The following is a 19419-nucleotide window of genomic DNA, read 5'->3' as shown; positions in this document are numbered from 1 at the left end:
GATCCCGGCCATCGTAAATCCTTGAGAAAACCTTTTTTGAAGCGCGCGGTCTTTCTTGCCGGTTGATGGCGATTTCCACAGCCCTGCCGCACATTTTTGCCAACGCTCCGTTTCTTCCGGTCCTCTTTTTCCTTTACCATCGAGGCGCGTCGAATTAACGGGAACCGTCCGTCCACAACAATGGCGGTCCGGTCATGACAGTGTCATCCGCCGTCTCTAGGTCAAACTCTTGGTTCGCGATCGGACGGCGGCGGTCAATGCAGACAGACATATGTTGAAGAAAAACGACAGCGAGAAGGAAGACCTGCGGGCAGAAATGCCGGCTGTTCCAATGCGTCTTTACGATGCGCGTTACACCCTGATCGCCGCCGTGTTCCTGGCCATGGCGCTGCTTGTCTTCGACGATGTGACGCACTGGCATGTCTGGCTCGGCCTCGGGATTATCGTTATCGCCGCGGCTCTGCCCGTGCGATCGCGGATGATTCGCAAACGCGAGAGGATGCTGAGACAAACGGGTTTCCAGACGCCGGTCGAGGACGTCGTCTTTGCGAGTTGCGAGGCGCTTGACGATCCGGCGATCGTGCTCGCGCCCGGCAGCATCGTCATCTACCAGAACCACGCCGCAATCGAGAAATTCGGGCCGATTGCCCGCGGATCCCATCTGTCTTCCCGGCTGCGCGCGCCGCAGATCCTCGAACTGGTTCACGAAGTCGCCGGCGATCATCGCACGAGAACGATCAACCATGTGGAAAAGGTGCCTTCGGAAAGGTGGTACCAGGTGCGTATCGCGCCGATGCGCGAGGTCGCGCGTTTGAACGGAGGCGGCGAATTCTTCCTCCTGACGTTCCGGGACCAGAGCGAGTCGCGGCGCATGGACCGCATGCGCACGGACTTCATCGCCAACGCCAGCCATGAACTGCGCACCCCGCTGGCGTCGCTTACGGGGTTCATCGAAACGCTTCAGGGTCCGGCGCGCAATGACCGCGAAGCCCAGGAACGTTTTCTCTCGATCATGAGCGAGCAGGCGGGTCGAATGACGCGACTGGTCGATGATCTTTTGTCGCTGACCCGTCTGGAAATGAAGGCGCACATGGCGCCGACGGCAGAGGTCGACCTGGTTCCGCTGATAGGCCATGTTCGCGATACGCTGCGGTCAATGGCCGAGGATCTGGACGTCGAACTCCGGCTGACAACGCCCGAAGAGCCTGTGCCGGTGACGGGAGACTATGACGAACTCATCCAGGTCTTCGAAAACCTGATCGAGAACGCCTGCAAATACGGGCAGAATGGCGGCCGCGTGGACGTTACGATCAAGGATCCTTCGCCGGCGGCGCAAGGCATGATTGACGTTTCGGTCAAGGATTACGGACCAGGCATTCCGTCCGAGCATGTGCCGCGGCTAACGGAGCGTTTCTATCGGGTCAATGTGGAAACAAGCCGGTCCAAGAAGGGCACGGGACTGGGACTTGCGATCGTCAAACATATCCTGACCAGGCATCGCGCAAGGCTGATCGTGAACTCCGTTCTCGGTGAAGGATCGGAGTTTGTCGTAAGAATCGCGCGGCGGTCTTCCTGATTTCGTTATAAACTACAAAAAATACAAAGATATCAACGATATAAATTGTCATAAAACTGTAAATGCTTCGTCATAAAAGTGCATTGCCCAGGTTGTTATGAGTACCACGCCAGTAACACTACGGGCTGCGCCGCAACGAAGGCGTATACACACCGCTATTACACCGCTCAGACGGGAGAGATTCATGAAAACCCTTAAACTGACAGCAGCCGCACTGGTGGCGTCGGCTGCCTTCGCCGGTACGGCCGTTGCGCGCGACCAGGTCCAGATCGCCGGTTCCTCGACGGTTCTGCCTTACGCGAAGATCGTTGCCGAAACCTTCGGCGAGACCTTCCCGAACTTCAAGACGCCTGTCGTTGAATCCGGCGGATCCTCCGGCGGTCTCAAGGAATTCTGCAAGGGCGTCGGCACCGACACCATCGACATCGCCAACGCTTCGCGCAAGATCCGCGACAAGGAAGTTGCGGCTTGTGCGGACGCTGGCGTCACCGAGATCCAGGAAATCCGCATCGGTTACGACGGCATCGTCTTCGCCACCGACATCAATGGCCCTGACTTCGTTCTCGAGCCTGCCGACGTCTACAAGGCGCTGGCTGCCCAGATCGTTGTCGACGGCAAGCTGGTCGACAATCCGAACAAGAAATGGTCGGACGTCGATGCGAAGTTCCCCGAGTGGGACATCGCCGCCTATATCCCCGGCGAAAAGCACGGCACGCGTGAAGTTTTCGAAGAAAAGGTTCTCGCAATCGGCTGTGAAGAAACCGGCGACCTGAAAGCCAAGATGGACTCCGGCATGGACGAAGACGCCGCAGAGGATTCCTGCATTGCAGTCCGCAAGGACGGCGGCGCTGTTGATATCGACGGCGACTACACGGAAACCCTGGCCCGTATCGACGCCAACAAGACCGGCGTCGGCGTATTCGGCCTGGCCTTCTACGAAAACAACGCCGACAAGCTCAAGGTCGCTACGATGAGCGGCGTTACGCCGAGCACCGAGTCGATTGCTTCCGGTGAATATCCGGTTTCGCGTCCGCTGTTCTTCTATGTCAAGAAGGCGCATCTGGGCGTTATCCCGGGTCTTCAGGAGTATGTCGAGTTCTTTACGTCCGACCAGATGGTTGGCCCGGACTCTCCGCTCGCCGAGTACGGCCTCGTCGCCGCTCCGGAAGCAGAGCGTGAAGAAGTTCGCCAGAACTTCGTAGACGGAAAAATGCTCTGATTGGGCATGGAACATTCAGGCCGGCGCAATTGGCGCCGGCCAGTTTTCCTTTCCGTGGCTGACCGAAATCCGGAGCTGGATGTATGAGCACCGCGACCACACTTTTGATCATTATATGTCTTGGCGTTATTGGATATGTCGCTGGTCGTATCCGCGCAGGACAGCTCGTGCAGGGCGCTTATTCCGCGCTGCATTCGCGCCCGGGGTATTACGGCGCCTTCGTGCTCGTATGGACCATTCTGCCGTCGGCGATTGTTCTGGCCATTTGGCTGGCCGTCAGCCCGGCCATCATCAATAATCAGGTCTTTCACTCGCTGCCGCAGTCGATTCAGGACATGTCCGCCGCGGACCGGTCGCTGGAGCTCAGCAAGATCAACGCCATCGCCGGCGGCCTGTCGGATCTCACGGACGAAGACCGCCAGAAGCTCGAATCCGGAAGCATCACCATGCGCGAAGCGCTCGCCGACAAAGGCGTCGCGATTGCCGGCGAGGTGGATGAATACATGCCGGCCGCGGCCGAAGTGTACAACGGCCTGAGCTCTGCAAGCGCCCTTTACCGGACGATTCTTGTTCTGTTGGTGGCTGTCGCGGGCTTTGTCTACGCCTATTACATGATCAGCCCGAAGATGCGGGCCCGCAACAAGGTCGAGAGGGTCATACTCGGCATTCTCATTGTTGCCTCGAGCATCGCCATTTTGACGACGGTCGGCATTGTCTGGTCGATGCTGTCGGAGACCGGCCGCTTCTTCGCCAGCGTCCCGCCGCACGAGTTCTTCTTCGGAACGGTCTGGGATCCGCGCTTCGCCGCTGCGGGCGCCGAGGATTCGGCGGGCCAGTTCGGCTTGATCCCCCTGCTTGCCGGCACGCTCTACATCGCCTTCGTGGCCATGGCCGTCGCAGTGCCGATCGGCCTGTTCGCCGCCATCTACATGGCGGAATATGCGAGCAACCACCTGCGCGCCATCGTCAAGCCGCTGCTTGAGGTGCTGGCGGGTATTCCCACCATCGTCTACGGCTTTTTCGCGCTGGTTACGGTCGGGCCGTTCCTGCGCGATCTCAGCACCCAGATCAGCGGCATCGTAACCGGTAACGCTTTCGCATTCATTCAGGCGCAGAGCGTGCTGACGGCGGGTTTCGTGATGGGCATCATGCTGATCCCGTTCGTTTCGTCGCTCTCCGACGACATTATCACCGCCGTTCCGCGCGCCATGCGCGATGGATCGCTGGGGCTCGGCGCCACGCGATCGGAAACCGTCAAGCGGGTAATCTTCCCGGCGGCTCTTCCGGGCATTGTCGGAGCGCTGCTGCTGACGGCGTCGCGCGCAATCGGCGAGACGATGATCGTCGTGCTTGCGGCCGGCGTCGCCGCGCGTCTGACCATTAACCCGTTCGAGCCGATGACCACGGTCACCGTGAAGATCGTCAACCAGCTTACGGGCGACCTGGAGTTCACCTCGCCGCAGACGCTTGTCGCCTTTGCGCTGGGCATAACGCTGTTCTTCATCACCCTTATCTTGAATTTCTACGCGCTTTACATCGTGCGCAAATACCGGGAGCAGTACGAATGACGGATACAACCGCATCAGCGGCGCCTGGAGCTGTCGAGAGCCCTTTCAAACGCGACATTGGCATCAAGCGCCGTTACGCCTCAGAGAAGCGCTTTCAGGCCTATGGGCTGATCGCCATCTTCCTTGGCCTGATATTCCTGCTCCTGCTGCTCTGGTCTGTCGTCTCCAAAGGCTACACCGCCTTCGAGCAGACATCGATCAACCTGCCGATCACATTCAGCCAGGATATCATCGACCCCAAGGGCGATCGAAGCGACACCGCGCTCCTGATGGCCAACTATCCGAAGCTCGCCACCGATGCGATCGTCAAGGTATTGGGTATCAATCCAGACGACAAGACCGCCGTTCGGGAAGCCGGTCAGATGATCTCGGCAAGCAGCCGGACCCAGCTTCGCGACATGGTGCTCTCCGATCCCGACATCATCGGAAAGACCGTGTCTGTATGGGTGCTCGCAACGGACAAGGTGGATACGGCGCTTAAAGGTCAGGTCGACCTCTCGGTCGATGAATCCCGCCGCAAGATCAGCGACCAGCAAGTCCAGTGGATGCGTGAGATGAAGGCGGACGGCGCCATGAAGATGCGCTTCAACACCGGGCTTTTCACAAACGGCGCATCCAGCCGGGCCGAATCCGCAGGCGTAGGCGTGGCCATAATCGGTTCGCTCTACATGATGCTGATCGTGCTCGTACTGGCGCTGCCGATCGGCGTCGCCGCCTCCATCTATCTGGAGGAATTCGCGCCGAAGAATCGCTGGGCGGACATCATCGAGGTCAACATCAACAATCTCGCGGCCGTGCCGTCGATCGTGTTCGGACTGCTGGGCCTCGCCGTGTTCATCAACTTCGCCGGCCTGCCGCGCTCGGCGTCTCTCGTCGGCGGTCTGGTGCTCACATTGATGACGCTGCCCACGATCATCATTGCAACGCGCGCGGCGCTGAAAGCCGTGCCGCCGTCGATCCGGGCTGCGGCCCTTGGCCTCGGCGCGTCGAAAACGCAAATGGTGTTCCACCATGTCCTGCCGCTCGCGGCTCCGGGCATCCTGACCGGCACCATCATTGGTCTCGCCCAGGCCCTCGGCGAAACCGCGCCCCTCCTGCTGATCGGCATGGTGGCTTTCGTGGTCGGCTATCCGGCCAGCCCGCTCGATCCTGCGACGGCGTTGCCTGTGCAGATCTACATGTGGGCGAACGAGGCGGAACGGGCTTTCGTGGAAAGAACCTCCGGCGCCATCATCATTTTGCTGGCTTTCCTCGCCGTAATGAACATTACCGCCATTATTTTGCGCCGGCGATTCGAACGCCGCTGGTAACAATCGCCGAACTGGCCAAATTGCACGGTTTGAATGCCGCACAAGAGGTGTAAGGATGAATATGATGTCAGAAGCAGCAGTGGAACAGGCTGTCAATACAAAGGCCGGAGCAACGGTCCCCGTCAAGATGAAGGCGCGCAAGGTCGGCGTCTTCTACGGAGACAAGCAGGCGCTCTTCGACGTCGATCTCGATGTTCGGGAAAAGCACGTCACCGCGCTTATCGGTCCGTCGGGCTGCGGCAAGTCCACCTTTCTCAGGTGTCTTAACAGAATGAACGACACGATTGACGGCTGCCGCGTCACCGGTGACATCACCATGGACTCCGCCAATATTTACGATCCGTCCGTCGATGTCGTGGAACTGCGCGCCAGCGTCGGAATGGTGTTCCAGAAACCCAATCCCTTTCCGAAGACGATCTACGAGAACATCGTCTACGGTCCCAAGATCCATGGTCTGGTCTCCAGTAAGGCTGAAATGGATGAGGTTGTGGAAACCAGCCTGCGGAAGGCGGGATTGTTCGAAGAGGTCAAGGATCGTCTGCAAGAATCGGGCACCGGCCTCTCCGGCGGCCAGCAGCAGCGTCTGTGCATCGCGAGAGCAATCGCAGTGAGTCCCGAGGTGATCCTCATGGACGAACCCTGTTCGGCGCTCGACCCGATCGCCACGGCGAAGGTCGAGGAACTGATCGACGAATTGCGGGAAAACTACACGATCGTAATCGTCACGCACTCGATGCAGCAGGCGGCGCGCGTTTCGCAACGGACCGCCATGTTCCACCTCGGCAATCTCGTCGAGGAAGGCGCGACGGATCATATGTTCACCAATCCGGACGACCAGCGCACCCAGGACTACATCACCGGTCGTTTCGGCTGACACAACACGGGATCAAAGCATCATGCCCGAAGAATCAAAAGTATCGGCGGCATCCGCACACACAGTGTCTTCCTATGACGAGGAACTGCAATATCTGGTTCGCCGCATATCAGAAATGGGCGGCGTTGCCGAACGAATGGTCGAGCAATCTGTCCATGCGCTCGTCAATTCGGACCATTCGCTTTCGCAGAAGGTCATTTCCGACGACCTTCTCGTTGATGAAGCCGAACGGCAGATTGACGAGAAAGCTGTCCTGATCATCGCGCGCCGTCAGCCCATGGCTTCGGATTTGCGCGATATCATCGGATCGATCCGTATCGCCGCGGATCTCGAACGGATCGGCGATATGGCCAAGAATATCGCCAAACGCGTCATCGCGGTCGAAGGTCTGGGCCAGCCCAAGAAACTGGTGCGCGGTCTGGAACATCTGACCGAACTCGCGCTCAACCAGCTAAAGGACGTTCTGGACGCCTATTCCAACCGTTCGCCGGAAGCGGCCTCGATCGTTCGTGAGCGTGACGAGGAAATCGACGCAATCTACACGTCGCTCTTCCGTGAACTGCTTACCTACATGATGGAAGATCCGCGCAACATCACGGCCTGTACGCACTTGCTGTTTTGCGCCAAGAATATCGAGCGTATTGGCGATCACGCGACCAATATTGCAGAGTCGATCTACTATATGACGACCGGAACACAGCCGGATAACGAGCGTCCGAAGGACGACGAGACGGCGTCGGTTTCGGTTTCGGCCAAGTAATTTTCGTACAGGGTATCGGCGACGGAGGTAGGGCCAGAGGTATGGTCAGAGGTAGAGAATGGGCATCGCACCGCAGATAACAGTTGTCGAAGACGAAGAAGCGTTGAGCGTTCTGCTCCGGTATAATCTGGAAGCGGAAGGCTACGATGTGGACACCGTCTTTCGTGGCGACGAGGCCGAATTGAAACTGCAGGAGCGACTGCCGGATCTCCTGATCCTCGACTGGATGCTTCCAGGCCTCTCCGGCATCGAACTGTGCCGCCGCTTGCGCGTGCGGCCCGAGTCCGAACGGCTGCCGATCATCATGCTGACGGCGCGCGGCGAGGAAAGCGAGCGCGTTCGCGGACTTGCAACCGGCGCCGACGATTACGTGGTAAAACCGTTCTCCACGCCGGAATTGATGGCGCGCGTGCGCGCGCTCCTGCGCCGCGCAAAGCCGGAAGCGATTTCCACGGTGCTCAAGAGTGGCGATATCGAACTCGACCGCGAAACCCACCGCGTTTATCGCAAGGGTCGCGAAATCAAGCTCGGTCCGACAGAGTTTCGCCTGCTCGAATTTTTCATGGCGTCGCCGACGCGGGTCTTCTCGCGGTCCCAATTACTCGACGGCGTGTGGGGTCACGACATCTATGTCGACGAACGCACGGTCGACGTCCATGTCGGACGGTTGCGCAAGGCGCTCAATCTCGCCAATATGAAAGACGTCATCCGCACCGTCCGCGGCGCCGGCTACTCGCTGGAAAACTGACCGCCCTTCACTGCAGCCCGTGTGTTTGGAAGCTGCATTTTTTGGCTGTTTGTGTTATAATGCTTTTCGGGTCTTGAGCCTTTGCAGCTGGATCGCGGCATGGGATTGCGAATAATGGCGTTTCCCGAAACAAAGCCAAGTTGGCGCCAAAACAGCAATTCCCGAAACGAAGCCAGATTTGCCGCGTGGTTCCGGAATCCCGAAACAAAGCCAGATCGAAGCCGAAACTGCCAATTCCCGAAACAAAGCCAGTGTCGGCGAACGGTAGTTATGGACGCCAGATAACTAATGGCGCCGCCTAACTAATTGTAAGTAAACAGAAAATTACGCGATCGCATAAGCAATCGCCCCGCGCCGCGCTTCACGCGGCGTGGTGCGAAAGGCGCCAGGATGCTTTGATTGAACTGCGAGCGCGCCTGACCTTGATCGGTCAGCCCTTCGATCGGCGGCGATCCGCGGCCGGCTGGAAGGCAAGCTTGGAATGATATGAGCAGTACGGGCCTGATTCCTCGCAGTCGCTGCCGCAGAAATAGAAACCCTCCTGAAGCGGATCGCCGATCGGCCATTTGCAGGTCCGCTCGGTCAGTTCCGTCAGCACCAGTCTCTTGGATATCGGAACGACAACGTCCTCGACAGGCCTCGTATCCAGTTCGGTCACGGCGTCTGCGATGATATCCGCTTTGAGAGCGGTCGCGCCGCTGGTGCGCATGACCGGGCGCGGACTGGCGGCCCGCGCGGTAAACGAACTGCGGGTCGCGGTTGTCGTTCTCTTGTTGCGGGAAGCCGACGATCCGCCGGATTTGGCCCGTCCGGGCAGATTCAGCCGATGCACTTTTCCAATCACGGCGTTACGGCTGATGCCGCCAAGCTGGGCCGCAATCTGACTGGCGCTCAGGCCGTCGCCCCACAATTGTTTCAGTTTTTCGACGCGTTCGTCAGTCCAGCTCATGCTTCACGCCCTTCGTTCATTGTATCGGGCGGCGGAATCCTCCATCATGCGCCGGTATCGCTCCGGCGCCGGAATCCGAGACTTCAGTGAATAGTTCAGGTCCGCCGCATGCAGTCCAAATTCGCCTCCCTAAGGTAGTGGGCGCGGGACTCGGTGACAAGAGTCCGGCGAATCAAGACGATTCCTTTTTCAGGTTTTTCCCCAACTTGAAGTCAATAGTGGAAATTGAGCTGCCTGATTGCGGCGTGCCGCCCGCGTTCGTCATCGAAGTTGTTGATTGATGGCGCACCGTCCGGTATAGAAGCGGCAAAGCTGCCTTGGGGCAGCTTTTGTTTTTGGTCGGTACTGTAAATCCGTCAACATCAAAGCCGTTCAGCTAATCTGCGGCGACAGGCGGCAAGGAGTAGGTTGCGATGTCCCAGACTGCATCGCTGTTTGATACATACAAGCGCATTCCCGTCCGCTTTGAAAAAGGCGACGGCGTGTGGCTTTACGCCGAGGATGGATCAAAATATCTCGATTTTGCCGCGGGCATCGCCGTGAACTCGCTTGGCCATTCACATCCGCATCTCGTTTCGGCCCTGAAAGACCAGGCCGACAAGCTGTGGCACCTTTCCAACTTGTACGATATTCCCGGTCAGACGCGCCTTGGCGATCGTCTTGTCGAGGCGACCTTCGCCGACAAGGTGTTCTTCACCAATTCCGGCGCCGAGGCGCTGGAATGCTCCATCAAGACCGCGCGGCGCTATCACTATGAAAACGGCGACGCCGGACGATACAAGATCATCACCTTCGAAGGCGCCTTTCATGGACGCACGCTGGCGACGATCGCCGCCGGCGGCCAGGAAAAATATCTCGAAGGCTTCGGACCGAAAGCGGAAGGCTTCGTCCAGGTTCCGTTCGCCGATCTCGAAGCGGTGAAGGCCGCCATCGACGATGAAACGGCCGCTGTTCTCGTCGAGCCGATCCAGGGCGAGGGCGGAATCCGCGTCGCTCCGGAACAATGGCTGCGCGATCTGCGCGCGCTGTGCGACGAGCATGGCGTTCTGCTGGCTCTCGACGAGGTCCAGTGCGGCGTTGGCCGCACCGGAAAACTCTTCGCCTATGAATGGTCCGGGATCACACCGGATATCGTCGCGATCGCCAAGGGCATCGGCGGCGGGTTTCCCGTCGGCGCCTGCCTTGCCACGGCGGAAGCCGCCAAAGGCATGGTCGCCGGAACCCACGGCACGACGTTCGGCGGCAATCCTCTGGCAATGGCCGTCGGCAACGCCGTGCTTGACGTCATTCTGGAAGAGGGATTCCTGCAGCATGTCGTCGACGTCGGTCTCGTCTTTTCGCAAGGTCTGGCCGCGATCGCCGACGAGTTTCCGGACATCGTCGAAGAGATCCGTGGCCGCGGTCTGATGCTGGGGCTGAAAGCCGGGATTCCGAACGGCGAAGTGCTGACCGCGATCCGCGACGAGCACATGCTCGCAGTCCCGGCCGGAGAAAACGTCATCCGCCTTCTGCCGCCGCTGACCATCACGGTCGAAGAGGCGCGCGAAGGACTGTCACGCCTGGAGGCGGCGGCCCGCAAATTGTCGACGGCCGCAGACTGACATAGTCTAAGGTTACGAGGGGCGTTTCCTCGACATGCAACACACGAAATGGAACCCGACATGGCCTTGAATGGCGAGTTTCGTCATTTCCTAGATCTTTCCGCAGTGGCCTCCGGCGATTTGCGGGCGATCATCGATCATGCCCACACGCGCAAGGCCGACACGCTGAAGGGAACAGCGGACAAGCCTCTCGAAGGCAAGATCCTGGCGATGATCTTCGAAAAGCCGTCGACGCGCACGCGCGTATCTTTCGATGTCGGCATGCGTCAGCTCGGCGGAGAGCCGCTTCTTCTGTCAGGACGCGAAATGCAGCTCGGTCGCGCGGAATCGATTGCCGATACGGCGCGCGTCCTGTCGCGCTACGTCGACGCGATCATGATCCGCACGACCAGTCACGATCGTCTTCTGGAACTTGCCGAATACGCCACTGTGCCGGTAATCAACGGCCTGACCGACGACACACATCCCTGCCAGATCATGGCCGATGTCATGACCTTCGAGCAGCATCGCGGCGATATCCGGGGAAAGACGCTGTCCTGGGTCGGAGACGGCAACAATGTGCTGCATTCCCTGGTCGAAGGGTCGGCGCGCTTCGGCTATACGATGAAAGTCGGCGTTCCTTCCGGGTCCGAGCCGGAAGCCCGTTACATTGATTGGGCGCGCGCCAACGGCGGAACGATCCACCTGACCGCGGATCCTGAAAAGGCGGTGCAGGGATCCGATTGCGTGATAACCGATACCTGGGTGTCCATGGGTCAGGAGCATCGCGCCCGCGGCCACAATGTCTTCCAGCCCTATCAGGTCAACGAGGCGCTGATGGAAAAGGCCGGCGATGACGCCTTGTTCATGCATTGCCTGCCGGCCCATCGCGGCGAAGAAGTGACCGACGGTGTGATCGACGGCCCCAATTCCGTGGTCTTCGACGAGGCGGAGAACCGGCTTCACGCCCAAAAGGCGATCCTTGCCTGGTGTTTTGGTCGGGTATGAGCGATCAATCCCCACAACTTGGCGAAATCGGCCATGCCGGCGACGACATGGTGGTGCCTTTCCAGGCCGAGGGGCTCGACGTGCGCGGTCGGGCCGTGCAGATCGGCCCTTTGCTCAACACCATTCTTGACCGGCACGACTACCCTGAACCGGTGGCGCGGCTCCTGGCCGAAACGGTCACGTTGACCGTACTGCTCGGCACGTCCCTGAAGTTCGAAGGCAAACTGATCGTGCAGACCCAGGGCGATGGCCCCGTCGATATGCTGGTTGCGGATTTCACGACGCCCGACAGCATGCGGGCCTACGCCCGTTTCGACGAGCAGCTGCTGGCGGAGGCGGTCGCCCGCGGCGCGCTAGAGCCGCAGGACCTTCTGGGCAAGGGCATCCTGGCTTTCACCATAGACCAGGGCAAAAGCATGCAGCGCTACCAGGGCATTGTCGAACTCAACGGCGCGAGCCTCGAGGAGATCGCCAAGGCGTATTTCCGGCAGTCCGAGCAGATACCGACCGAAGTTCGTCTGGCTGCGGCGCAGCTCTATGCGATGGACGAGGACGGCGGGCGCACCCACCAATGGCGCGCCGGCGGCGTGGTGGTCCAGTTCCTTCCGGAGTCGCCCGAACGCATCCGGACCCAGGACCTTCCGGGCGGCGACGTTCCCGACGAAATCGATGATGTATTCGAGATGGAGGAGGACGAGGATTGGCAGGAAGCCCGCGCTCTGATGGAAACAATCGCGGATGACGAACTGGTTGATCCTCAAGTCAGTTCCGAGCGGCTGCTATACCGTTTGTTTCATGAACGCGGGGTGCGTGTCTTTGACCCGATCCCGGTCCGCGACAACTGTTCCTGCTCTCGTGAACGCATCAAGTCCGTGCTTGAAGGATTTGAGGCGGAAGAGGTTGCTGAAAGCATTGAGGACGGCAAGATTACCGTCAAATGCGAATTCTGCTCCAAAAGCTACGAATTCGATCCGGATGAAGTCGGCGGCTGAAGCGAAACGGTTTCCTGTCGCGAAGAGCCGCGATCATTGTTCTCCGGGTGATCCGGGAGCACGTTATTCTGCGCAGAAGCCCAGACAGTCAGGTGGCAGACCGAGGGTGATCGAAACCGGAGAACGTCGACGTGGAAGATGACTGGTACAAATCAGTGGCCGTCATCGAAGATTTCGTGAATGTGACGGATCAGTCCCGGTTCGTCGGCTTGCCCGATGACTGGCATGTCGGTGTATCCGATATCGTCAATTCTACCGAAGAGATCACAAAAGGACGCTACAAAGCTGTGAACCTGGCGGGCGCGGCCACGATCAGCGCCGTTTCGAATGCTTTGAACGGTGATCTCAGACTGTTCATTTTCGGCGGCGATGGAGCGCGTTTCGCGGTTCCCGCCCGGCATAGACAGAAAGCCGCCGACGCCCTGTCGCGTGTTGCGACCTGGGCAAAACAGGAACTTCAGCTTGATTTGCGCGTCGGCATGGTCAGTATCGATGCGATCCGAAATGCAGGCGTCGATGTTCGGGTAGCGTTCTGGAAAGCCTCGAGCCATATGCAGTATGCGTCGTTCATGGGCGGCGGGCTCGAATGGGCGGAAGAACAGCTCAAGAACGGTTCGTTGCGTCTTGCGCCGGCCGCCTCTGGGCAGGAACCGGATCTCACCGGCCTCTCCTGCCAGTGGGGTCCCGTCGAAGCGAGTGGAAAAATTCTCTCTTTGATCGTCAAACCTGCGCAGGGCGTCTCGCAAGTCCGTTTCGCCGAGATCGCGTCACGCGTCATAGATATACTTGAGGGTAGCGAGCGTCTTAACCCGGTGCCGCCCGATGGTCCGCGTGTAAGGTGGCCCGGCGATGTTCTCGATCTTCAGTCGCGTGTCGCCGGCATGGGAAAGTCCAGGCCTTTGCGGCTGATCCGGGTCTATTTGAATGCTGCCTTTGCTTGGACTGTATTCCGGCTGGGGCTGAGAGTGGCGGGGTTTCGCCCCGCGCGATACCGGCGTGAGATAGCGGAAAACTCGGACTATCGAAAATTCGACGACGCGCTGATGATGACAATCGACTGTTCGCCTGAGGTCATCGAAAAGGCCCGCGAGGTGCTGGATATGGAAGTGACGAAGGGCGTGGTCAGATATGGAATGCACACCCAGGACAGGGCTCTTATAACCTGTGTCGCGCCATCTGTGCGCGCTGCCGATCATATGCATTTTATTGACGGCGCCGGGGGCGGGTATGCCGAGGCTGCGAAACAACTCGCGAAAACAACGACGTCGAATTGATCGACAGGAACGAGGGGAACATGGGGGCCAAAATAGTTTGGCCCCCACGCTTAATGGTCTTATTCGGGCAGAACGACGGCGTCGATCACGTGAATAACGCCGTTGTCGGCTTCCACGTCAGCGGTGACGACCATCGCTTCGTCCACCTTCACCCCATCGGTTGCATCGATGGAAAGCTTTGAGCCCTGCACTGTGTCGACTTCCATCGTCTTGCCGGCGATGTCGCCCGACATGACTTTGCCAGGGATGACGTGATAGGTCAGGATTGCGACCAGCTTGTCCTTGTTTTCCGGTTTCAGCAGATCTTCAACCGTGCCAGCCGGCAGCTTGGCAAAGGCGTCGTCGGTCGGGGCGAAAACTGTAAACGGACCTTCGCCCTTCAGAGTGTCGACGAGACCGGCTGCCTGAACCGCGGCGACAAGCGTGTTGAACTGACCGGCGCCGACCGCCGTGTCGACAATGTCCGCGGCTTTGGCGGCAATTGACGTAAAGGCAAGCGGTGCGATTGCGGCGGCGGCGATGATGGTGTTACGCAGATTCAGCATAGTTATCTCCTGTGGTTTGGTTGACGTATACGGGTTCTTACGGAACAGGAGGCCGGTTTGGATCATGCGGTAACGCGGATATCACCGCTTTGTGAAAGACGGCGCGTTTGGCTGTTCCCTGGACAGATCGGCGATAGGCGTTACAGAATGATACAATTTTGATTTTGCAGTCGTTTTGTGAGTGCAATACTGTCGGGGCGTGGAACAAGTCCGCCCTGACGGCCTTCAGGTGAACATAAAGCCAGACAACGAACCAATGTTGAAATCGCTGGAAGAGCAGGCGGAGAAGCCGCCCACGGTAAAGGCCCCATCAGATCCTGCAGCGCCGACGCGTCGCAATGGTCTGCGCGTCATCGCGCAGATCATACTCATGATCGCAGTGCTCGCCGGCTCGTTTGTGCTGATGAATCGCATCATCGGTTCGCGGCCCGAGCCGGTGGCCCGCACGCCGCGTCCTCCGGTCTACGCTGTCGAGACTGTGACAGCCGTCGCAGCTGACAATCAGCCCGTCCTGCATCTCTACGGCGAAGTCCAGGCGTCGCGGTCCGTCGAGCTTCGACCGCTCGTCGGCGGCGAGATCGTCACGGTCAATCCGCGGCTGCGCGCCGGCTTTCATGTCGATCAGGACGATGTGCTGATCGAGATTGATTCTTTCAGCTACAGCGGCGCGCTCGCCGAAGCGCGGGCCAACCTCGCCAAGGCCAGGGCGGCTCTCACAGAAACGGAAGCGAACATCCCGGCCGAACGCGAGCAACTCGAGGAAGCCCGGATTCAGCTTGGCCTTGCCCGCAGCGACCTTGCCCGCGCCGAGTCCCTCGTCAAGAACGAGACGATGACGCAGAAGCAGGTCGAGGAGCGCAGGCTCGTCGTTTCCCAGCGCGAGCAGGCGACAAGCCAGCGGCGCAACAATCTGGTCATTTTGGAGGCGCAGCGGGTCCAGCAACTCGCCAATGTCGACAGCCTGCAATGGCGCGTCGACGAGGCGGAGCGCAACCTGGAAAACGTCCGCCTGACGGCGCCCTTTCGCGGCGTGGTCAGTTCCGCCAATGCGGAGGCCGGACGCAATGTCAGCGTTTCCGATGTTGTCGCGACTATCTATGACGACGAGAATCTCGAGGTCCGGTTTACCCTCACCGATGCCCAGTATGGCCGGATCGTCGCCGACCGCGATCCGTTGATCGGTCGCAGGATTGAGGTGCGCTGGTCGGTTGGCGAGAGCGATTTTCGGTATTCGGGAACGATCGACCGGATAGCCGCGGAGATCGCTTCGGCGCGCGGCGGCGTGGAAGTCGTCGCCCGTCTCGATCCTGCTGGCGACGGCGTCCGCATGCGGACGGGCGCTTTCGTCGAGATCAGCGTTCCCGATCGAACATACGACGGTTCCTTCCGGATCCCCGAAACTGCGCTCTATGACGGTGTCTCCGTTTTTGTCGTCAACGATGGCCGTCTGACGGAGCGCAGCGTCGCCGTCGCCGCTTATGACGGAGACGATGTGATTCTCGGAGACGGCCTTGAGGAGGGCGATGTCGTGCTCGTCACCCACCTGACCCAGGCCGACGAAGGCGTCAGGGTGCGGTTGCCCGGGGAGCGCGCCGGGGCCGACGGCGCGGAAACGGGACAATGAGCGAAATCGACCGCCAGGATGAGGACGGTGTAGGCGGATTGAACGGCCTTGTGCGCCTCTTCATCCGGCATCCGAACGCCGCCAATCTCCTCATGGCGCTTATGATTCTCGCCGGCCTGTTTTCCGTCTTCAAGATCAACACGCAGTTTTTCCCGAGCGTCGACCGGCCCAACATCGATGTTACAGTCGTCTGGTCGGGGGCGAGCGCGGAGGACGTCGAAGCCAATGTGCTCGCGCGTATCGAGCCCGAAGTCCGGTTCATAGACGGCGTCGATCGCATGGATTCCACGGCGCGAGAGGGCTCCGGCTCCGTCAATCTCGAATTCGAGGACGGAACCGACATGCAGAAGGCTCTGTCCGAGGTCGAGGCCGCGGTCAAGGCGATCACCACCTTGCCTGCGGACGCCGAACAGCCAACGATATCGCGCCAGACCTTCTTCGACCGCGTCGCCTATCTGTCGCTAAGCGGTTCAGCGCCCGAACGCATCAAGCGGGAATGGGCCAAACGCATGAGGGACGACCTCATCGATCGCGGCATCGACAAGATCGAGTTCAACGCCATGCGGGAACGCGAGATCCGGGTTGATATTGGCAACAAGGATCTGCGCCGCCTTGGCTTGACAATAGAGGACGTCGCCAACGCCGTTTCGGCAAACAGCAACGATCTCCCGTCGGGAAGCCTGGACGGGGACATCGAACGACAGTTGCGGTCGCTGGCGGACGCGGATTCGCCGCGCGCCGTCGGCGCGGTCGAGGTGCTGGCGCTGCCGACCGGTGAAAAAGTCTATCTGCGAGATATGGCGACGATCTATGAGTCCTTCGACGATGACGAGACACGCGGCTTCAGCGAAGGTTCGGTGGCGATTGAGCTCGACGTGAAACGCGCGACCTCCGCCGACACGCTGGCCACGGCCGCCATCCTGGACAATTACGTAACCGAGATACGGCCCCGACTGCCCGAAAACTTGGAGCTGCATGTCTATTCCTCGGCGGCCGATGCGCTTTATGAACGCATCATGCTGCTTGTCAGGAATGGCGTGGGCGGCCTTATCCTTGTGGTGATTGTGCTGTTCATCTTCCTCGACGCCCGCGTGGCGCTCTGGGTCGCGGCCGGCATTCCCATCGCCATGCTTGCTACGGTCGGGTTCATGTATGTCTCCGGGCAGACCATCAACATGGTGTCGCTGTTCGGCCTCATCATGATGCTCGGAATTGTCGTGGATGACGCGATCGTGGTCGGCGAACACACCAATACCCGTCTTGAAATGGGCGACGCGCCGATGGTGGCCGCCGAACGCGGCGTGGGCATGATGCTGGCGCCTGTGCTTGCGGCGATGACCACCACGATCGCCTCCTTCGCCCCGATCACCTTGATCCGCGATACGATCGGCCAGATCATGGGCGTGCTTCCGCTGGTTGTCGTCGCCGTCATTATCGCCAGCCTGCTCGAATGCTTTTTCGTGCTGCCAGGCCATCTCGCCCACTCGCTGGGCGCGCGTTCGAATCCACGCTGGTCCTATTGGCGCCAGTTTTTCCTTGCATTCGCCATTACCGCGCTCGCAGTCGGCTCGATGTCGCCGCTGGCCGCCAGCGCGGGCCCGATTGCGCTTCTGATCGGCGACAGGCTGGCGCAACTTCCGCCTGTCGCGGCGGCGGTCCTCATCGCCGTTGTCGCCCTGGCGGCCGCGAGCCTTATTGAGGCGGTGCTTCTTCTGATCCGCCGCAAGACCACCTCGTCGCGCGGCGAGAACCGCTTTCGCGACTGGTTCGATGGTGGGTTCCAGAAGCTCCGCGATGGACCCTTCGATCGTCTCGTGACGCTTTCCTATCGCTGGCGCTACGTCACGCTCTCGATCGCGATGGGTTTGATCCTGGTCATCGCCATCGGCTTTACCGTCGGAAAGCGCGTCGAGTTCGTCTTCTTCCCGTCGCCGGAGGCGGAAAGCATTCGCGGCAATGTCAGTTTTGTGGCCGGACTTCCGGAAGCCGATGCGTTGGCCGCAATTGATCGCATAGAAACCGCCTTCCGCGATATCGAACAGGAACTGACGGAGGGCCAGGAAAAGCTGGCCACCTCCATCGTGACGCTCTTCAGCAAGGCCAGCCGTTTCGGTGGAACAAGCGCCTCCATCAAGGTGCAGCTGACGGTGTCCGAGAATCGCACCGTGCGCACCTCGGATATCGTGCGCGCCTGGGCGGCAGCGGCGCCGGATATTCCGGGCGTGACGCGTTTTTCCGTGTTCCAGTCGCGCGGCGGCCCGCCGGGACGCGATATCGACGTGGTGCTGCTGGGAGACCGCGTCGCCGACCTCAAGGCGGCGGCTGCGGAGGTGATTCCGGTTCTGTCGTCCATCAACGGCGTGTCCGGCGTCGACGACAATCTGCCTTTCGGCAAGCCCGAACTGGTCATTGAAATGCTGCCGCGCGGCGCTGCCCTCGGATTTACCGCCGAAAGCATCGGCCGTCAGCTTAGAAACGCATTTGACGGCGAGATCGCCCACCGCTTCGCCGACGGCGACGACGAAATAACGGTCAGGCTCTATCAGCGCATGCGTGATCCGGGAACCGGCGCCCTGCGCAATTTCGAGCTGAGGAGCCCTTCGGGCGTCTTCGTTCCGCTGACCGAAGTGGCCGAACTGCGCGAGCAGCAGGGATTCGCCTATATTTCCAGGCGAGACGGCAAGACCCGCATATCGATTACCGGAGACATCGACAACGAGATCACCACCACGGACAATGTGATCGAGGAACTCGAACACAGCGGCACGGTGGAAAGGATCGCCTCGAAATACGGTTTGCGCTACGAGTATGCCGGCCGTTCGGAGGAACAGGAAAACGCCTTTGCGGACCTCGAGCTCGGCCTGCTGGTGGCGCTCTCCGTCATTTACATTATTCTCGCCTGGGTTTTCGCCAGCTACTGGCGGCCGTTCGCCGTTATGTTGATCATCCCCTTTGGCATCGTCGGCGCCGTTTTCGGCCACTGGATCCTCGGCTTTCAGCTCACCATCGTCTCCATGGCCGGGCTTCTTGGATTGAGCGGCATTCTCGTCAATGACTCCATCATCCTCGTCGCCCGCATGGACGAGCGGCTGGCGGATGGCGACACAGTCGATCAGGCGGCGATCGGCGCAAGCCGCGACCGCCTGCGCGCAGTGCTTCTGACATCACTCACCACGATCGGCGGATTGCTGCCATTGCTGTTCGAGAAGAGCCAGCAGGCGCAGTTCCTGCTGCCAATGGCGATCACCATCGTCTTCGGTCTCGCCATGGCGACCCTGCTGGTGCTGTTCCTCGTGCCGGCGCTGATGGGCATCGGCTACGACATCCGCGCCGCCTTTGTCGCCCTCTTCGGTCACCGGCGCGCGCAGTCGCCGGCCGAGTAATTCTGAGAT

The 19419-nt window shown here is 59.9% G+C and carries 15 protein-coding genes; 13 read left to right on the top strand and 2 right to left on the bottom strand.

Annotated elements, in window-relative coordinates:
• Positions 1-271: 271 nt before the first annotated feature.
• The 7 genes from K1W69_RS11150 (at position 272) to phoB (ending at position 8055) form a co-directional block, all read left to right on the top strand.
• Entirely contained in the window at positions 272-1576 is a 1305-nt protein-coding gene (locus K1W69_RS11150) for an ATP-binding protein (protein WP_441713348.1), read from the top strand.
• A gap of 184 nt (positions 1577-1760) precedes the next feature.
• On the top strand, positions 1761-2795 hold the full coding sequence (locus tag K1W69_RS11145) for a PstS family phosphate ABC transporter substrate-binding protein (RefSeq protein ID WP_220228430.1): 1035 nt from the start codon (positions 1761-1763) through the stop codon (positions 2793-2795).
• Between the two features lie 83 nt (positions 2796-2878).
• A complete protein-coding gene (pstC, locus tag K1W69_RS11140; RefSeq protein WP_220228429.1) occupies positions 2879-4363 on the top strand; it encodes a phosphate ABC transporter permease subunit PstC in 1485 nt (494 codons plus the stop codon).
• On the top strand, positions 4360-5673 hold the full coding sequence (gene pstA / locus K1W69_RS11135) for a phosphate ABC transporter permease PstA (RefSeq protein ID WP_220228428.1): 1314 nt from the start codon (positions 4360-4362) through the stop codon (positions 5671-5673). The genes pstC and pstA overlap by 4 nt, the downstream gene beginning before the upstream one ends.
• Positions 5674-5728: 55 nt before the next feature.
• Entirely contained in the window at positions 5729-6547 is an 819-nt protein-coding gene (gene pstB / locus K1W69_RS11130) for a phosphate ABC transporter ATP-binding protein PstB (protein WP_220228427.1), read from the top strand.
• Between the two features lie 22 nt (positions 6548-6569).
• A complete protein-coding gene (phoU, locus tag K1W69_RS11125; RefSeq protein ID WP_220228426.1) occupies positions 6570-7307 on the top strand; it encodes a phosphate signaling complex protein PhoU in 738 nt (245 codons plus the stop codon).
• A gap of 64 nt (positions 7308-7371) precedes the next feature.
• Entirely contained in the window at positions 7372-8055 is a 684-nt protein-coding gene (phoB, locus tag K1W69_RS11120) for a phosphate regulon transcriptional regulator PhoB (RefSeq protein WP_220229302.1), read from the top strand.
• Between the two features lie 430 nt (positions 8056-8485).
• On the opposite strand, the gene K1W69_RS11115 is transcribed toward phoB, so the two are convergent.
• Positions 8486-9004 (bottom strand): GcrA family cell cycle regulator, encoded by a 519-nt coding sequence (locus K1W69_RS11115; RefSeq protein WP_220228425.1) that lies wholly within the window; start codon positions 9002-9004, stop codon positions 8486-8488.
• A 413-nt stretch (positions 9005-9417) separates the two neighbouring features.
• Between K1W69_RS11115 and K1W69_RS11110 the strand changes: the two genes are divergently transcribed.
• From K1W69_RS11110 to K1W69_RS11095, 4 genes are all read left to right on the top strand, one after another.
• Positions 9418-10605, top strand: coding sequence for an aspartate aminotransferase family protein (locus K1W69_RS11110; protein ID WP_220228424.1), 1188 nt, complete (start codon positions 9418-9420; stop codon positions 10603-10605).
• A 60-nt stretch (positions 10606-10665) separates the two neighbouring features.
• The gene (gene argF, locus K1W69_RS11105; protein ID WP_220228423.1) at positions 10666-11592 is read left to right on the top strand and encodes an ornithine carbamoyltransferase; all 927 of its coding nucleotides are present in this window, start codon (positions 10666-10668) and stop codon (positions 11590-11592) included.
• Entirely contained in the window at positions 11589-12584 is a 996-nt protein-coding gene (locus tag K1W69_RS11100; RefSeq protein WP_220228422.1) for an Hsp33 family molecular chaperone, read from the top strand. Before argF ends, K1W69_RS11100 begins: the two co-directional genes overlap by 4 nt.
• Positions 12585-12715: 131 nt before the next feature.
• Entirely contained in the window at positions 12716-13858 is a 1143-nt protein-coding gene (locus K1W69_RS11095; RefSeq protein WP_220228421.1) for a DUF3095 domain-containing protein, read from the top strand.
• A 59-nt stretch (positions 13859-13917) separates the two neighbouring features.
• Here K1W69_RS11095 and K1W69_RS11090 read toward each other — a convergent pair whose 3' ends face one another.
• The gene (locus tag K1W69_RS11090) at positions 13918-14403 is read right to left on the bottom strand and encodes a fasciclin domain-containing protein (protein WP_220228420.1); all 486 of its coding nucleotides are present in this window, start codon (positions 14401-14403) and stop codon (positions 13918-13920) included.
• 256 nt (positions 14404-14659) lie between these two features.
• On the opposite strand from K1W69_RS11090, the gene K1W69_RS11085 reads away from it, so the two are divergent.
• Together K1W69_RS11085 and K1W69_RS11080 are read left to right on the top strand one after the other, a co-directional pair.
• A complete protein-coding gene (locus tag K1W69_RS11085; RefSeq protein WP_220228419.1) occupies positions 14660-16027 on the top strand; it encodes an efflux RND transporter periplasmic adaptor subunit in 1368 nt (455 codons plus the stop codon).
• Positions 16024-19410 (top strand): efflux RND transporter permease subunit, encoded by a 3387-nt coding sequence (locus tag K1W69_RS11080; protein WP_220228418.1) that lies wholly within the window; start codon positions 16024-16026, stop codon positions 19408-19410. The genes K1W69_RS11085 and K1W69_RS11080 overlap by 4 nt, the downstream gene beginning before the upstream one ends.
• Positions 19411-19419 lie beyond the last annotated feature (9 nt).

Origin of the sequence: Flavimaribacter sediminis (assembly GCF_019492055.1) — a bacterium.
In the GTDB taxonomy this organism is placed as follows: domain Bacteria; phylum Pseudomonadota; class Alphaproteobacteria; order Rhizobiales; family Rhizobiaceae; genus Flavimaribacter; species Flavimaribacter sediminis.
This window is presented reverse-complemented; position numbering and strand designations above follow the sequence as displayed.

Excerpts from the sequence above, each read along its gene's own strand:
- K1W69_RS11085 (WP_220228419.1), top strand. The coding sequence starts at position 14,660 with ATGTTGAAATCGCTGGAAGAGCAGGCGGAGAAGCCGCCCACGGTAAAG.
- pstC (WP_220228429.1), top strand. The coding sequence starts at position 2,879 with ATGAGCACCGCGACCACACTTTTGATCATTATATGTCTTGGCGTTATT.
- K1W69_RS11100 (WP_220228422.1), top strand. The coding sequence starts at position 11,589 with ATGAGCGATCAATCCCCACAACTTGGCGAAATCGGCCATGCCGGCGAC.
- K1W69_RS11115 (WP_220228425.1), bottom strand. The coding sequence starts at position 9,004 with ATGAGCTGGACTGACGAACGCGTCGAAAAACTGAAACAATTGTGGGGC.
- K1W69_RS11090 (WP_220228420.1), bottom strand. The coding sequence starts at position 14,403 with ATGCTGAATCTGCGTAACACCATCATCGCCGCCGCCGCAATCGCACCG.
- K1W69_RS11150 (WP_441713348.1), top strand. The coding sequence starts at position 272 with ATGTTGAAGAAAAACGACAGCGAGAAGGAAGACCTGCGGGCAGAAATG.
- argF (WP_220228423.1), top strand. The coding sequence starts at position 10,666 with ATGGCCTTGAATGGCGAGTTTCGTCATTTCCTAGATCTTTCCGCAGTG.
- K1W69_RS11110 (WP_220228424.1), top strand. The coding sequence starts at position 9,418 with ATGTCCCAGACTGCATCGCTGTTTGATACATACAAGCGCATTCCCGTC.
- K1W69_RS11080 (WP_220228418.1), top strand. The coding sequence starts at position 16,024 with ATGAGCGAAATCGACCGCCAGGATGAGGACGGTGTAGGCGGATTGAAC.
- phoU (WP_220228426.1), top strand. The coding sequence starts at position 6,570 with ATGCCCGAAGAATCAAAAGTATCGGCGGCATCCGCACACACAGTGTCT.
- K1W69_RS11145 (WP_220228430.1), top strand. The coding sequence starts at position 1,761 with ATGAAAACCCTTAAACTGACAGCAGCCGCACTGGTGGCGTCGGCTGCC.
- pstA (WP_220228428.1), top strand. The coding sequence starts at position 4,360 with ATGACGGATACAACCGCATCAGCGGCGCCTGGAGCTGTCGAGAGCCCT.
- pstB (WP_220228427.1), top strand. The coding sequence starts at position 5,729 with ATGAATATGATGTCAGAAGCAGCAGTGGAACAGGCTGTCAATACAAAG.